This is a genomic window from Methylobacterium sp. FF17 (assembly GCF_025813715.1).
Classification (GTDB): Bacteria; Pseudomonadota; Alphaproteobacteria; order Rhizobiales; family Beijerinckiaceae; genus Methylobacterium; species Methylobacterium flocculans.
This window is the reverse complement of the sequence record NZ_CP107532.1, coordinates 4,461,884-4,475,352: the sequence shown is the minus strand read 5'-3', so window position 1 is coordinate 4,475,352 and position 13,469 is coordinate 4,461,884. Positions and strand designations below refer to the sequence as shown.

Below are 13,469 nucleotides of genomic sequence, written 5' to 3'. Positions count from 1 at the left end.
GCTATAGGCCGGCGTGAAGGGGCCGGCAAGCGCGCGGGGCGCCGTGCCGGCCGCTCGATCCTCACACGCCCGGCGCCACCAGCGGGCGCAGGGATTCGGCCAGATCCGTGAGGCTCAGGCCGCCCTTCTGCAGCACCCGGTCGGCCCGGCCGGCGAGGCGCCGGCGGTCCTCGGCGGTGATGTCCTTGGCGGTGAGCACCACCACGGGAATGTCGCGCCATTCCGCGCGCTCGCGCAGGGCCCGCAGGAAGCCGAAGCCGTCCATCTCCGGCATCATCAGGTCGAGGAGGATGAGGCAGGGCTTCTTGGCCGCGGTCGCCTCCAGGCCGGCGACGCCGTTCTCGGCGGCCGCCACGCGCCAGCCCTCGCGGGTCAGCATCGCCGAGAGGCGCTCGCGGGCATCCGGGTCGTCGTCGATGATGAGGACCGGGCCCTTGTGCTCGGAGGGCTTGAACCGCTCCATCGCGGCCTTGAGCTGGCCCCACTCGATGGGCTTCTGCAGGTAGTCCGTGGCGCCGAGCGAGAAGGCGAGGTTCTGCTCGTCGAGCACGGTGACCATGATGATCGGGGTCGCGCCGAGCTCGGGGTCCGCCCGCAGGGTGCGCAGCACCGACCAGCCGTCCAGGCGCGGCATCGTCACGTCGAGGAGGATGACGCGGGGCTTGAGCTCATGGGCCCGCTCGACGCCCTCGCGCCCGTCGCGGGCGGTGGCGACGGTGAAGCCGTCCCGCTCCAGGAAGCGGGCGAGGAGGTCGCGGGTGGCCGCGTCGTCGTCGATGATGAGGACGTGCCCGCCGGGCACGGGACGCGCCTCGCCCAGCCGGTGCAGGGCGTCGTGCCCGTGCGGGGCGGCCTCGTCGGTGGCCGGGGCCACGTAGGTCGCCGGCACTGCCAGGGTGAAGGTGGTGCCCTTCCCCTCCTGGCTCTCCACCTCGATGCGCCCGCCCAGCATCTCCGCGAAGGCGCGGGTGATGGCGAGCCCGAGGCCCGTCCCGCCGAAGCGCCGGGTCGTGGAGGCGTCCGCCTGGGTGAAGCGCTGGAACAGCTTGGCCTGCTGCTCGGGGTTCATGCCGATGCCGGTATCGGTGACGCGGAAGGTCAACCAGTCGCTGCCGTCATGCGGCGCGCGCGAGACCGCCAGCACGACGCGCCCGCCCTCCGTGAACTTGGCCGCGTTGCTCAACAGGTTGATGAGGCACTGGCGCAGCTTGGTCTGGTCGGTCTGGGCCATGCCGAGGTCGTCGGCGATCTCGAGGGCGAGGCTGTTGCCCTTCTTGTCCACGAGGGCCTCCACGGTGGCCGCCACGTCGCGGACGACCTCCGGCACCGAGAAGGTCTCGGCGTAGATCTCCATGCGCTCGGCCTCGATCTTGGAGAGGTCGAGGACATCGTTGATGAGACCGAGGAGATGGCGGGCATTCGCCTCGATCTTGCGCATGTCGGCGAGCAGCCCCTCCTCGCCCAGATCCTCGATCTCCTCCTGCAGCATCTCGGAATAGCCGATCACCGCCGAGAGCGGCGTGCGCAGCTCGTGGCTCATGTTCGCCAGGAACTGGCTCTTGGCGCGGTTGGCCTCCTCGGCCGCCTCCTTGGCGGCTTCGAGGGCCAGCTCGGCCTCCTTGCGGGCGGTGACATCGGAATGGGTGCCGACCCATTCGCGGATGCTGCCGTTCTCCTCGAGGATCGGGACGGCGCGGGCCGACATGATCCGCCAGACTCCGTCGTCGCGGCGCACGCGGTGCTCGATCTCGTAGGGCGAGAGGGTCTCCACCGCCCGGAGCCACGCCGCGTTGGTGCGGACGCGATCCTCCGGATGGATCGCCTCCAGCCAGCCGGCGCCCGAGGCCGCCTGGGGCGTCTGGCCGGTGAAGCGGGTCCATTCGGACGGGGTGACCTCGAAGCTGCCCTCGGGCGTGGTCGTCCAGACGATGGCGGTGGTGGCCTCGGTGAGCGAGCGGAAGCGCTCCTCGCTGTGGCGCATGCGCTCCTCCGAGAGCTTGCGCAGGGTCTCGTCGGAGACCACCAGCCCCACGCCGTCGGCCTGGATCTCGCCCGCGCGCGACGAGCCCGCACGCCCGCGCAGCGGATAGAAGCTCATCTGGAAGTGGCGCACCCCGCGCGGGGCGCTCGGCGTCGGCACGGCCACGTCGACGTTGGTGGTCACCAGGCCCTCGTCGCGGGCGGCCTTGAGCTTCGGGATCAGCTGCTCCTGGAGGGTCGGCACGCTCGCCCAGATCGGCGCGCCGAGATCCGCGCCGAAGCCGCGCTCGTTCATGGTGGCCAGCGCCCGGTTCATGTGCTGGATCGTGAGGTTGCGGTCGAGGAAGCCGAGGCCCACGGGGGCGTTGGCGAAGACTCCGTCGAGGAGGGCGGCCGTGCGCTGCTCGTCGCGCCGGCGCACCAGGGCGAGGCGCCCGAGGAGGCCGACCGCGGCGATGGCCGAGGCGAGGGAGACCAGCGACAGCACCAGGGAGAGCACCCGGTCCCGCTCCTCGCTGGCGGTCAGGACGGCGTCGGCATGAGTCTGCACCGTCTTGGTCGCCGCGCGCACCGCATCCATGGTGCGCTTGCCCTCCCCGGTCCGGACAACGGCCACGGCGGGGTCGTAGCCCTCGGTGCGGCGCAGCTGGATCACCCGCGCGGCATAGGCGCGCTTGGCGTCCACGGCCTCGCGCAGGATCCGCATGTGCTCCGGGCTCTGGGCATCCATGCCCCGCGTGAGGTCGTTAATGGCGCTCAGCTGCCCGTCGATGGTGGCCTGCGCGGCGTCGTAGGGTTCGAGGTAGGTCTCCTCCCCGAGCAGCACGAAGCCGCGCATGCCCGTCTCCAGCTCCACCATGTTGGCGAGCAGGCGGTCGCTCTGCGACAGGACGGCGTGCTGGCGGGCGACTTCCGCGCGGCTCGCCTCGCCGGCGAGATAGTTGCCGATCCCGGCCGCCACGGCGACGCCGATCAGGATCAGCGCCAGGGGCGAGCTCGGCAGGCCCATGAGGACGCGGGGCCTGCGCCAGCCGAGGAAGGACAGCGGGGAGGAGGGCTTGGTCATGCGGTCCGGTTCACGGGGGTCGACGCCCTGGGGCGGGAAGGGTCGGACACGCCATAGCAGGCCATTGGCACCGACGCTCGCAAACGCGCCGGGCCGGGTTCCGTTCATCGCGGAGTTCTCAGGCACCCCGCTTCTCCGCGCAGCCCAGTGCCCCGCACCGCGTGCCGTCAGTCGCTGCCCTCGTCGGGAATGTTGAGGCGCGAGCCGCAGGCCTTGCAGTGGACGGCATCGCTGTCGTGGCGCTGGAGGCCGCAATCCGGGCAGGGGAAGCGCACCCGGGGCGGCCGGAACAGCACCTGCGCGAGCCGCAGGAACAGGGTCACGCCGAAGATCATCACCGCCACCGAGATCAGGCGTCCCGACGTGCCCGGCAGGGTGATGTCGCCGTAGCCGGTGGTCGTCAGCGAGGTCACGGTGAAGTAGAGGGCGTCGACGGCGTTGCCGATCGCCGGGTTGCTCCCGTGCTGGGTCGCGTAGACCAAGCCCGTCATCACGAAGACGAAGACCGCGAGGTTGGTGGCCGCCAGGATCGCGTCCTCGTTGACGCGGAAGACCTGGCTGTCGGCGCGCAGCCGGTCGAGGAGGCGATAGCTCCGCAGCAGGCGCAGGGTCCGCAGGATGCGCAGGAAGCCGGCGCCCTCCCCCACCATGGGTGCGAGGAACGAGATCACCGCCGCGACGTCGGCCCAGGTCGAGAGGTGCAGGAACTCCCGGAAGCGATGCGGGCTGATGGCGAGCCGCGCCAGGAAGTCGAGGAGGACGGCGAGCCCGAGGACCACGTCGATCCCCTCGATCCAGGCCTGGCGGGGCAGGAACGAGGTGACCGCGACGTAGGCCACCGTCGCCACGTCGAAGGCGAGGAGGCCGTAGCGGAACCGGTGGGCACGGGGCGTGCCGCCCTCGTAGAGTTCGGTCAGGCGCGCGGTGAGCGAGGTCATGAGCGGTGAAAGCGTTCAGCGCCGCAGGCGGTTGCCGAGGACGAAGCCGAACAGGCCCATCAGGATGATGCCGGCCGCGCCCTCGATGCCCACCAGCAGGTTGGTGACGCGGCCCACCGGCTTCACGCCGATCTCGGGGGGGTTGGCCGTCATCATGTTGAGGGCGCTGTAGCTGACGAGGTCGAGGGGGTTGTAGGTCGGCCGCCCGTCGCCGCCCTCCGGGATGAGGCCACCGGTGAGGCCGTAGAATCCCGCGAACACGAAGATGAGGATCACGAAGGCGCGGGCGATGCGCGACAGGCTCTCGCCGTAATCGCAGAGCCATTCGACGAAGCGGTCGGCGACCCACTGGTAGCCGTGCCGGGCGAGGGCGGGCCCGGAGCGCGCCTCCCAGGCCGCCCGCGCCTGGGCGCCCGCCTGGAGCCGGCCCATCCGGCGCCCGCGCTTGTAGGCCCAGCTCGCCGCGTCCTGGCTGCCGATGCTCTTGAAGTTCTGTTCGAGCGCGAGGTAGCTCGCCTGGGCGGCGGGATAGTCGCGGGCGACCTCCTCACCCACCGCGCCGCCGAGCTGGTCCACCCGCATCCGGGTGCCGCTGAGCCAGGCGCCGGCGAAGCGGGCGTGGCGCAGGTCGCAGGTGGAGAGGTTGAGGCGCACGAGGCTGGTCTCGGAGAGGTCGGCGCCCGCGAGATTCGCCCCGTCGAGCTTCACCCCGGTGAGGTTGGCCCCCCGCAGGCGCGAGCCGCCGAGTTGCGCCTTCTTCAGGCTGGCGCCCTCGAAATCCGCATAGGTGAGGTTGACGCCGACGAGCTTCACCTCGTCGAGGCGGGCGCCGCGGAAATGCGTGTAGTCCGCGTCCGCCCCGGTGAAATCCGCGCCCCAGAGGTCTGCTCCGTCGAAATTGGCGCCGTCGAGGAGCGCGCGGCGCAGCTTGGCGAACCGCATGGCCGCGCCGCCGAAATGCGCGTCCTCCAGCATCGCGTCGTCGAAATGGGCCTCGCCCCCGGCCATGCCGGTGAACCGGGCGCCGCTGAGGTCGGCGCCCGCGAAATCCGCCTCCTCCAGGATGGCGTCGGCGAAGCGTGCGGAGCGGCCGAGCACGCCGGCCAGCCGCGCGCCCGCGAGGTTGGCGCCCGAGAGATCCGCGTCCTCCAGATGCGCGTCCGTGAGGTCCGCCCCCGCCAGCGACAGCCCCGCCTGCTTGGCATCCCACCAGGCGGGGGGCGCCGCGTCCGCGTCGAGCCGCACCGCCAGGGCGTCGCGCCCCAGGGGCAGACCCCTGAGGTCGCGGGCGTCCGCATCCGCCGTGAAGGGCGTGCCCGCCAGGGCCTCGAGGCGCGCCAGCAGGGCGTCGACCCGCACCCGGGCGGCGGCGCCGTCCTCCGTGGCGGGGGGCATGTCAGGCGCCATGTCGCAACTCCGGGTGCCGGATGCGGGCACCATTCGGCCTGTCGGGCGTTGCGGCAGGCTTGGCCGCGAGAACGACGTGCCGGCGACGGCGGGGGGAGCGGCAGGTGGCGGTGACGTGGGTGGCAATCGGCCTGGAGGCCGTCGGAGCGCTCCTCGTGGTGGCGACGCTGCTGCCCTTCATTCCGAGCAATTCCGGGTTCATCCGCACCTTCGACTTCCCGCGCCTGCAGATTGCGGCCCTGATCGTCGCCGTGATCCTGGGACTGCTGATCGTCGCCCGCGACGCGACCGGGTTGTCCCTCGCCGCAGGCCTCGTCGCAGCCCTAGCCTACCAGGTGGCGTGCATCTACCCGTTCACACGGCTGGTCTCGCCGCAGGCGGTCGCGGCCGAGGCGGGAGCCTGCCGCTCGGCGGCCGGCGTGTCGATCATGATCGCCAACGTGCTCGAATCGAACCGCGCCACCGCGCCCGTGCTCGACCTCGTGGCCGCGCAGGACCCCGACCTGCTGCTGCTGGTCGAGACCGACGCGGCCTGGGCCGAGGCCCTGGAGCCGCTGAAGGCGCGCTACCCCTACGTGGTGGCCCAGCCCCAGGACAACACCTACGGGTTGATGTTCTACTCGAAGCTTCCCCTGACCGACCCGCAGGTGCGCTTCCTGCTCCAGGACGACGTGCCGTCCGTGCGGGCTGGCGTGACCCTGCGCTCGGGCCAGACCTTCACCTTCTTCGGGGTGCATCCGCGCCCGCCCCATCCCGGCCAGAGCAGCGCGCCCCGCGACGCCGAGCTGATCCTGGTGGCGCGCGAGGTGAAGGCGGAGGGGCGCCCCGCCGTGGTGGCGGGCGACCTGAACGACGTCGCCTGGTCGAAGACCAACGACCTCTTCCAGAATATCAGCGGGCTCCTCGATCCCCGCATCGGGCGCGGGCTCTACCCGACCTTCAACGCCAAGTGGCCGCTGCTGCGCTGGCCCCTCGACCACATCTTCTTCAGCGACGACTTCCTTCTCGGCCGGATCGAGCGCCTGCCCCACATCCAGTCGGACCACTTCCCGATCCTGATCAGCCTCTGCCGCACCGAGGCGGCGCCCCGGCTGCAGGACGCGCCGGAAGCGACGGCGGAGGATCATCGCGATGCCCAGGAGGCCGTGGAGGCCGCCCGGTGAAGGTGCCTCAGTGCTGGGCCACGCCGGCCGCCATGTTGATGGCCAGCGCCAGCACGCTGGTGTTGAAGACGTAGGCGTAGATCGTCTGCACGGTCGCGACCCGGCGCATCGCCTTGCTGGTGATGTCGGTGTCCGAGGTCTGGGAGGTCGCCCCGATGGTGACCGAGAAGTAGAAGAAATCCCAGAAATCCGGGTTCTCGTCGCCGTTGAAGTCGAGCCCGCCGCGCGAGGTCCGGTCGTCGGCGCCGTAATAGAGGTGCGCGTAGTGCACCGTGAACACCACCTGCACGAAGAGCCAGGCACAGACCATGGTCGCGGCGGCGAGCCCGAGGTGGCTGAGCCGATAGGCCTCGCTGCCGTTGCCGCCGAGCACCAGCATCGCCACGGCGCCGAAGCTCGCGGCCGCCGCCAGGATCGCGAAGAGCGTGACCGCGAAGGCGCTGTCGTCGAGCCGGGTGGCTTCGGCGCGCAGGGAGTCCTGCGATTGCCGCGCGGCCTTTGCGACGATCAGCCCGCAATAGACCAGCACGCCGAGGCACCAGCCGATGAGGAGCCGCACCGAAAGGTCGGCGAACGGCAGGACCAGCGCCAGGACGAGGGTGAGCCCGACGGAGGCGAGCAGCCGGGGCCGCAGCCAGAAGGCCTGGACGGGGAGTGACTGGAAGGGGGTGCGCATGGCGGCGTCTCGCGCGGAGGAACAAGGATGTGAGCAAGGGTGAGGAGCAGGTTGCGCGGCAAGTGCGTGGCAGGTGCGTGGCAGGCCGTCTCTGCGCCCTCGCCCGCCCTACCCGCAAGCCTTGTCGCAGCGGGCCCCGCGCACCGGCACGACCCGGGCGATCCAGGGCCGCAGCGGCAGGAACAGCCGGTAGGCGATCTCGCCGAGCGCCGTCACGCCGGGCAACGCGGCGAGGCGGGCGAGGAGGCGCCAGCGCGGCAGCACGGCCCACAGGGCGGCGAACCCCGCCGCGCCCGAGATCAGGTCACCGCCCGGCCGCCGGACGTGGAACCGGACACGGGCCGCGTCGCGCGTCAGGCCGGGTCCCAGATCCCCAGGTTCCCGATCCTCCGGTCCGTCCGTCCCGACATCGACCCAGGCGATCCGCTCGGCGCCCTCGGATCGTCGGTACAGGCGGATCTCTGCCGCGCAGAGAGAGCAGGCGCCGTCGAAGTAGACGGTGAGGACGGGAGGCGCGGAGACTATCATCCCCGCAAGATAGGGCGCGCGCCGCCTCCGTGGGCACGAGGCACGGGATCCGCCGGTCGGCGGCATCCGGCACCGGCGCAGAGTCCCCATATTGATCAAGTCGATACGGATTATCGACCAGATCTGTTTGAATGATGGTGCGACGCAAAATAGATTGCGGTCATCGAACGGGGCACGGGCCCCGTGACACGCAAGGACATCGGGATCATGACCCTTCGCACCCTCGTTCTCACCGCCCTCGCCGCCGCCACCCTGACGGGTGCGGTCCAGGCCGACGAACGCACCTACCTCACGCCTCCGCTCTATCGGGAGCAGGCTCGCGTCACCGCCACGGTCCGTCCGGCCTCCGAACTGATCACCACGCCGTCCGTGGTCGTCGCCGCCGCGACGCCGACCTGCGCCGCATGGGCGGATGACCGTGCCTACCTCACGCCTCCGCTCTACCGGGAGCAGGCCCGCGTCACCGCCACGCTGCGGCCGGCCTCCGAACTGACCACCACCCCGTCCGTGACCCCCCGTGCGGCTCCGACCCGGCGCGTCGTGGCGGAGGCCATCGAGAGGACGGCGCGCTGAGGCGGATCTGTCCGTGAGCGCGTTCCCTCGCCGTCACGGGGCCGGTCGTCGGGATCGAGATAACGAAAACGGCCGCGAATCGCTTCGCGGCCGTTTCTCATGGGTCAGGGCAGATGGGCCGTGAGGCTCAGCGGCGGGCGAGCGCCTTCAGGGCGTTGCGGCCGGCATAGAGGGCCTGCGAGCCGAGGCCCTCCTCGATGCGGATGAGCTGGTTGTACTTGGCCAGTCTGTCCGAGCGGGCCAGCGAACCGGTCTTGATCTGTCCGCAATTCGTCGCGACCGCCAGATCCGCGATGGTCGAATCCTCGGTCTCGCCGGAGCGGTGGGACATCACGGCGGTGTAGCCGGCGCGCTGGGCCATATCGACGGCGGCCAGCGTCTCGGTGAGCGAGCCGATCTGGTTGACCTTCACCAGGATCGAGTTGGCGGTCTGCTCGGCGATGCCGCGCGACAGGCGCGTCACGTTGGTGACGAAGAGGTCGTCGCCCACGAGCTGGCAGCGGTCGCCGACGCGGTCGGTGAGGAGCTTCCAGCCCTCCCAGTCGTCCTCGGACATGCCGTCCTCGATCGACAGGATGGGGTAGGCGTCGACGAGGCCCGCGAGGTAGCTCACCTGGGCCTCGATGTCGCGGGTCTGGCCTTCGCCCTCGTAATGGTAGGCGCCGTCCTTGAAGAACTCGGTGGCGGCGCAGTCCAGCGCCAGCACCATGTCGGTGCCGGGCTTGAAGCCGGCGGCCTGGATCGACTGCATCACGAAGTCGAGGGCGGCCTCGGCCGAGGGCAGGTTGGGGGCAAAGCCGCCCTCGTCGCCCACGTTGGTGTTGTGGCCGGCCTTCTTCAGGGCGCCCTTCAGCGTGTGGAACACCTCGGCGCCCATGCGCACGGCCTCGGCGAGCGAGGATGCGCCCACCGGCATGATCATGAATTCCTGGAAGTCGATCGGGTTGTCGGCATGCGCGCCGCCGTTGATGATGTTCATCATCGGCACGGGCAGCACCCGGCCCTGCGTACCGCCGATGTAGCGGTACAGCGGCAGGCCGGCGGTCTCGGCCGCCGCCTTGGCGACCGCGAGCGAGACGCCCAGGATCGCGTTGGCGCCGAGCCGGCTCTTGTTCGGGGTTCCGTCGAGCTCGATCATCGCCTCGTCGACGGCGATCTGGTCCTCGGCATCCATGCCGCCGATGGCGTCGAGGATGTCGGACTGCACGGCGTTCACCGCCTTGCGCACGCCCTTGCCGCCGTAGCGGCCCTTGTCGCCGTCGCGCAGCTCCATCGCCTCGTGGGCACCGGTGGAGGCGCCCGACGGCACGGCCGCGCGGCCGAAGGAGCCGTCCTCGAGCAGCACGTCGACCTCGATGGTCGGGTTGCCTCGGCTGTCGAGGATCTCGCGGGCTGCGATGTTGGTGATCGCGGTCATGCAGGCGCCTTCCGGACGTTACGGCTTGTCGAGGCCTCGCGCACGAGGCCGGGAACGCCCCGCGAGACGGCCGCGCATGGCCGTCTCGCGGGGCGTTCCCGCCGAGGCTTATCCGCCAACGCCTCGCGTCCGGCAAGCGTCCTGCGCAGCCTGCCGGCCCGAGGAGGACCGGAATCTCACCCGTTCGGTCGCCGGCGCCCGGTCCTAGCGGTCGCCCGCTCCGGACAGGAGCAGTTCGATCTGCGCCATGCCGTTCTCCCGCGCCTTGGCCTCGGTCGGGTGATTGCGGTCGGACCGCTGGATCAGCTTCCCCTTGCGGCGGATCGCCCATTGGTAGGGGCTGCCCGGGGCCTTGGGCGGCTGGATCTCCAGGGTGTAGGGATAGGTTGCCGTGTTTTCGTCGCTCATGACACCCATATGGCACGCGGACCCCGCGCCTGCCACTCACCGTGGCCGCTTGCGCGGCAAATTGATGGTTTTCCGTCGTACGCGCGACGCCCGCCATGGGCTTCGCGCCCGGCGGCACGAGAGATTCCGCACATGACCCACCAGCATTCGGGCTCCGAGGGCCTGCAACTCGGGCAGATGAGCCCCCTGCCCGCCAGCCCCGAAGAGGCCCGGCTCGACCGGGTCCCGAACCCGCATCCGGGGACCGACTACCTCGCCCGCTTCACCGCGCCGGAATTCACGTCCCTCTGCCCCGTCACGGGGCAGCCGGATTTCGCGATCCTCGTCATCGACTACGTGCCCGACCAGTGGCTGGTCGAATCGAAGTCGCTGAAGCTCTACCTCACCGCCTTCCGCAACCACGGGGCCTTCCACGAGGACTGCACGGTGGGAATCGGCCTGACGCTGTCCGATCTGCTGGCGCCCCGCTACCTGCGCATCGGCGGCTTCTGGTATCCGCGCGGCGGCATCCCCATCGACGTGTTCTGGCAGACCGGGGAGCCGCCGAAATCCGTCTGGCTGCCCGATCCCGGCGTGCCGCCCTACCGGGCACGCTGAGACGCGTCGTCAGCGATCCTCATGGATCGCGCGCCGGACCTGCTCGATGAAGCGCTCCTGCGCCATCGTCGGTCCCTGATGCACGGTCGCCACGGCCCAGAGCATGTCCGACAGATGGTCCCGCTCGGATCGGGAGAGGCAGTCGCGCAGGTGCGGGGCCAGGGAGCGGACGGCCGTATCCGGATCGGGCGCCTGATCGGCCGCGTGGCGGATCACCACCATCCGGGTGTCGAGGTCGTCCCCCGGTTCGGCGACGGCACGCAGCTGAGACAGGATTTCGGCCTCCTGTTCGGGGGTGAGCAGACCACGCTGATGGGCCACCAGCGTCATCAGCAGCCCGGCCATGTCGGCCGGATGTCGAAGCGCTTTCAGGGGGCTTGAGCGGATCGCGCTCTCGCTCGCCCTGCGACGCCGCCCGGTCCGCCAATCGCGCAGGGACTGGTCGATGTGCTCCAGCCCGTGGCCGTACTGGATCCAATAGACCAGTCCGGTCACGAGCGCCCCCGCCATGGCGATGAGAATGGGCATCGGGCGTCACCTTCGCGTGATGGCACGAACCGCCCTCATGCTATCTCAGGCTGTATTTTTCAATCCTTTCGCGTGGACGACGCAACGCCGGCGCTGACAACGGTGAAGCGGGAACGACGAAGGGCGGCCGGCTTGCGCCGACCGCCCCCGATGTCCGTTCGAAGGTTTTGAACTCAGTAGCCGTAGCCGTAGGCCGGGGCGCCGTAGCCATAGGCCGGACGACCGTAGCCGTCGCGGTTGTAGGCATCGCGCGCCGCGCCGGCCGCGATCGCACCAGCGGCGAGGCCGGCGATGCCGAGGCCGACTGCCGCACCGGTGCCGATGCCGCGACGACGGCCGCCATAGGCGTAACCGCCACGGCCGTAGCCGCGATGTCCGTAGGCGTGACCGTGTCCGTAGCCACCATGGCCGTAACCGTGACCGCGCGGGCCAGCTTCGGCCGAGGTCGCGGCGGCGAGGCCGCCCAGCGAGAGGGTCAGGGCGGAGATGAGGGCGAGCTTGCGCATGGAATCCTTGATGGTTCGCGGAAATCTTGAAGATTCCAACGTCAAGCCGCGCCGATCGTTCCCCAATTGCCCGGATCGGGGATTTACGCCTCGCCCGTCCGCGCCTCGCCCACCCGCGCCTCGCCTACCCGCGCCTTGGCGAGCCGGTCGAAGGCCTGGAGTTCGGCCAGCAGGTCCGGCATGTCCTTGAGCGGCACCATGTTCGGCCCGTCGGAGGGCGCGCGGTCCGGGTCGGGGTGGGTCTCGATGAACAGTCCGGCGACCCCCACCGCCACGGCGGCGCGGGCGAGCACCGAGACGAACTCGCGCTGCCCGCCGGAGGTGGCGCCCTGCCCGCCCGGCTGCTGCACCGAATGGGTGGCGTCGAACACCACCGGGGCGCCGTGCGTCACCCGCGCCATGATGGGCAGGCTGCGCATGTCGGAGACCAGGGTGTTGTAGCCGAACGAGGCGCCGCGCTCGGTCACCAGTACGTTGGGGTTGCCCGCCCCCGTCACCTTGGCGGCGACATGCGCCATGTCCCAGGGAGCGAGGAACTGGCCCTTCTTCACGTTCACCACCCGTCCGGTGGCGGCGGCGGCGAGCAGCAGGTCGGTCTGGCGGCAGAGGAAGGCCGGGATCTGGAGGACGTCGATCACCTCGGCGGCGGGGGCGCATTGCGCCGCCTCGTGCACGTCGGTGAGCACGGGCAGGCCGAAGCGCGCCTTGATCTCGGCGAAGATCGGCAGCGCCTCCGCGAGCCCCAGGCCCCGCGCGGTGCTGCCGGAAGTCCGGTTCGCCTTGTCGAAGGAGCCCTTGAACACGAGGCCGATCCCGAGGCGGTCGGTCATCGCCTTCAGGGCATCGGCGATCTCGATGGCATGATCGCGGCCCTCGAGCTGGCAGGGGCCGGCGATGAGGGCGAAGGGCCGGTGATTCGCGAAGGCGACGGAGCCGGCGGCGACAACGGGGGCGGGGGTGATCTCGGGCATGGGGACTGTCTAGCCCGGCCGGGCGCTTCCGAAAAGGCCGGTTCTGCGACTCGGCCGCGTGCTCGGCGCCAGGATGCAGCGGGTGCGGGGCGTCGCGAACGGGTCCGCGTCGGGCGCCGCCTCGCAGCGCAGGGCCGCGCGGCCCGCCACCCCCTGCTGCGGCCGACCCGTGAGCAGCGCGTCCTGGTGCAGGGCCAGGGCCAGGGTCTCGGCCGCCTCGGACTTGGCGCCGGTCAGCGCCTCGGCGGCGAGGCCGATCAGCCCGTAGAATGGGCGGGCCGGCTCCCGTGCCAGGGCGGTGAAGACCATCCGGCGCGGGGCTCCGCAATCGAGGCTCATGCGCTCCGCGTCGGCGGCGCGGAACACCGCGCGGGTGCCCTCGCGCCCGGCGAGCGAGGCGCCGGTGGCGCGAATCATCCGCGCGGTGAGGGCGTCGCAGCCCTCCGCCGCCCGGGCCGGTGCGAGGGCGCCGGAACCGAGCGAGAGCAGGATCGCGGCGAGGCGGAAGGCGTGCGTCATCGGTCGAGTTTACCGGGCGGGCGGGACGAAGACCAAGTCTCGGCGGGGACCAGGTCTCGACAGGGTTCGGGCGGGCGCAGGACGGGTGGTCGACTCAACGGGTGCGTGCCCCGCCTCGACCGCGTCAGGGTCGTCGTCCTGTCACGCCCGGAACCGCGCGCCGCATCTTCCAGCGTGCGGTTCCGGGGCGCG

General features: G+C 71.1%; 14 protein-coding genes. 3 read left to right on the top strand and 11 right to left on the bottom strand.

What is annotated here, in order from left to right; genetic code table 11:
- Positions 1 to 61: 61 nt before the first annotated feature.
- The 3 genes from OF380_RS21480 to OF380_RS21470 all read right to left on the bottom strand — a co-directional run bounded on the left by OF380_RS21480 (position 62) and on the right by OF380_RS21470 (position 5,391).
- Positions 62 to 3,046 carry a response regulator gene (locus tag OF380_RS21480; RefSeq protein ID WP_404810487.1) on the bottom strand — a complete coding sequence of 995 codons (2,985 nt, stop codon included), beginning with the start codon at positions 3,044 to 3,046 and terminating at the stop codon, positions 62 to 64.
- 167 nt (positions 3,047 to 3,213) lie between these two features.
- Entirely contained in the window at positions 3,214 to 3,984 is a 771-nt protein-coding gene (locus tag OF380_RS21475; protein WP_264047407.1) for a potassium channel family protein, read from the bottom strand.
- A gap of 15 nt (positions 3,985 to 3,999) precedes the next feature.
- Positions 4,000 to 5,391: a pentapeptide repeat-containing protein gene (locus OF380_RS21470; protein WP_264047405.1), complete on the bottom strand. Its 1,392-nt coding sequence runs from the start codon at positions 5,389 to 5,391 to the stop codon at positions 4,000 to 4,002.
- A 104-nt stretch (positions 5,392 to 5,495) separates the two neighbouring features.
- Between OF380_RS21470 and OF380_RS21465 the strand changes: the two genes are divergently transcribed.
- Positions 5,496 to 6,554 (top strand): endonuclease/exonuclease/phosphatase family protein, encoded by a 1,059-nt coding sequence (locus OF380_RS21465; RefSeq protein WP_318784264.1) that lies wholly within the window; start codon positions 5,496 to 5,498, stop codon positions 6,552 to 6,554.
- 7 nt (positions 6,555 to 6,561) lie between these two features.
- On the opposite strand, the gene OF380_RS21460 is transcribed toward OF380_RS21465, so the two are convergent.
- Positions 6,562 to 7,230: a DUF1345 domain-containing protein gene (locus OF380_RS21460; protein ID WP_264047403.1), complete on the bottom strand. Its 669-nt coding sequence runs from the start codon at positions 7,228 to 7,230 to the stop codon at positions 6,562 to 6,564.
- A 108-nt stretch (positions 7,231 to 7,338) separates the two neighbouring features.
- Positions 7,339 to 7,758, bottom strand: coding sequence for a thiol-disulfide oxidoreductase DCC family protein (locus tag OF380_RS21455; RefSeq protein ID WP_264047401.1), 420 nt, complete (start codon positions 7,756 to 7,758; stop codon positions 7,339 to 7,341).
- A 207-nt stretch (positions 7,759 to 7,965) separates the two neighbouring features.
- Here OF380_RS21455 and OF380_RS28715 point away from each other — a divergent pair, with 207 nt between their 5' ends.
- Complete coding sequence (locus OF380_RS28715; RefSeq protein WP_318784262.1) at positions 7,966 to 8,331, top strand: hypothetical protein; 366 nt, start codon at positions 7,966 to 7,968, stop codon at positions 8,329 to 8,331.
- A 127-nt stretch (positions 8,332 to 8,458) separates the two neighbouring features.
- Here OF380_RS28715 and eno read toward each other — a convergent pair whose 3' ends face one another.
- Together eno and OF380_RS21440 are read right to left on the bottom strand one after the other, a co-directional pair.
- Positions 8,459 to 9,748: a phosphopyruvate hydratase gene (eno, locus tag OF380_RS21445; RefSeq protein ID WP_264047399.1), complete on the bottom strand. Its 1,290-nt coding sequence runs from the start codon at positions 9,746 to 9,748 to the stop codon at positions 8,459 to 8,461.
- 204 nt (positions 9,749 to 9,952) lie between these two features.
- Positions 9,953 to 10,156 (bottom strand): hypothetical protein, encoded by a 204-nt coding sequence (locus OF380_RS21440; RefSeq protein WP_056183260.1) that lies wholly within the window; start codon positions 10,154 to 10,156, stop codon positions 9,953 to 9,955.
- 132 nt (positions 10,157 to 10,288) lie between these two features.
- Between OF380_RS21440 and queF the strand changes: the two genes are divergently transcribed.
- Positions 10,289 to 10,753, top strand: coding sequence for a preQ(1) synthase (gene queF / locus OF380_RS21435; protein WP_264047392.1), 465 nt, complete (start codon positions 10,289 to 10,291; stop codon positions 10,751 to 10,753).
- A gap of 9 nt (positions 10,754 to 10,762) precedes the next feature.
- On the opposite strand, the gene OF380_RS21430 is transcribed toward queF, so the two are convergent.
- From OF380_RS21430 to OF380_RS21415, 4 genes are all read right to left on the bottom strand, one after another.
- On the bottom strand, positions 10,763 to 11,281 hold the full coding sequence (locus OF380_RS21430; protein WP_264047390.1) for a hypothetical protein: 519 nt from the start codon (positions 11,279 to 11,281) through the stop codon (positions 10,763 to 10,765).
- 173 nt (positions 11,282 to 11,454) lie between these two features.
- Positions 11,455 to 11,787, bottom strand: a complete 333-nt coding sequence (locus OF380_RS21425; protein ID WP_264047388.1) for a hypothetical protein — start codon at positions 11,785 to 11,787, stop codon at positions 11,455 to 11,457.
- Positions 11,788 to 11,870: 83 nt separating this feature from the next.
- Positions 11,871 to 12,758, bottom strand: a complete 888-nt coding sequence (gene kdsA, locus OF380_RS21420; RefSeq protein ID WP_264047386.1) for a 3-deoxy-8-phosphooctulonate synthase — start codon at positions 12,756 to 12,758, stop codon at positions 11,871 to 11,873.
- A 9-nt stretch (positions 12,759 to 12,767) separates the two neighbouring features.
- Positions 12,768 to 13,277, bottom strand: a complete 510-nt coding sequence (locus OF380_RS21415; RefSeq protein ID WP_264047384.1) for a hypothetical protein — start codon at positions 13,275 to 13,277, stop codon at positions 12,768 to 12,770.
- Positions 13,278 to 13,469 lie beyond the last annotated feature (192 nt).

Bases quoted from the DNA above. Each gene is read 5' to 3' on its own strand.
- OF380_RS21425 (WP_264047388.1), bottom strand. From the start codon at position 11,787: ATGCGCAAGCTCGCCCTCATCTCCGCCCTGACCCTCTCGCTGGGCGGC.
- OF380_RS21480 (WP_404810487.1), bottom strand. From the start codon at position 3,046: ATGACCAAGCCCTCCTCCCCGCTGTCCTTCCTCGGCTGGCGCAGGCCC.
- OF380_RS21460 (WP_264047403.1), bottom strand. From the start codon at position 7,230: ATGCGCACCCCCTTCCAGTCACTCCCCGTCCAGGCCTTCTGGCTGCGG.
- OF380_RS28715 (WP_318784262.1), top strand. From the start codon at position 7,966: ATGACCCTTCGCACCCTCGTTCTCACCGCCCTCGCCGCCGCCACCCTG.
- eno (WP_264047399.1), bottom strand. From the start codon at position 9,748: ATGACCGCGATCACCAACATCGCAGCCCGCGAGATCCTCGACAGCCGA.
- OF380_RS21440 (WP_056183260.1), bottom strand. From the start codon at position 10,156: ATGAGCGACGAAAACACGGCAACCTATCCCTACACCCTGGAGATCCAG.
- OF380_RS21470 (WP_264047405.1), bottom strand. From the start codon at position 5,391: ATGGCGCCTGACATGCCCCCCGCCACGGAGGACGGCGCCGCCGCCCGG.
- queF (WP_264047392.1), top strand. From the start codon at position 10,289: ATGACCCACCAGCATTCGGGCTCCGAGGGCCTGCAACTCGGGCAGATG.
- OF380_RS21430 (WP_264047390.1), bottom strand. From the start codon at position 11,281: ATGCCCATTCTCATCGCCATGGCGGGGGCGCTCGTGACCGGACTGGTC.
- OF380_RS21415 (WP_264047384.1), bottom strand. From the start codon at position 13,277: ATGACGCACGCCTTCCGCCTCGCCGCGATCCTGCTCTCGCTCGGTTCC.
- OF380_RS21475 (WP_264047407.1), bottom strand. From the start codon at position 3,984: ATGACCTCGCTCACCGCGCGCCTGACCGAACTCTACGAGGGCGGCACG.
- OF380_RS21455 (WP_264047401.1), bottom strand. From the start codon at position 7,758: ATGATAGTCTCCGCGCCTCCCGTCCTCACCGTCTACTTCGACGGCGCC.
- kdsA (WP_264047386.1), bottom strand. From the start codon at position 12,758: ATGCCCGAGATCACCCCCGCCCCCGTTGTCGCCGCCGGCTCCGTCGCC.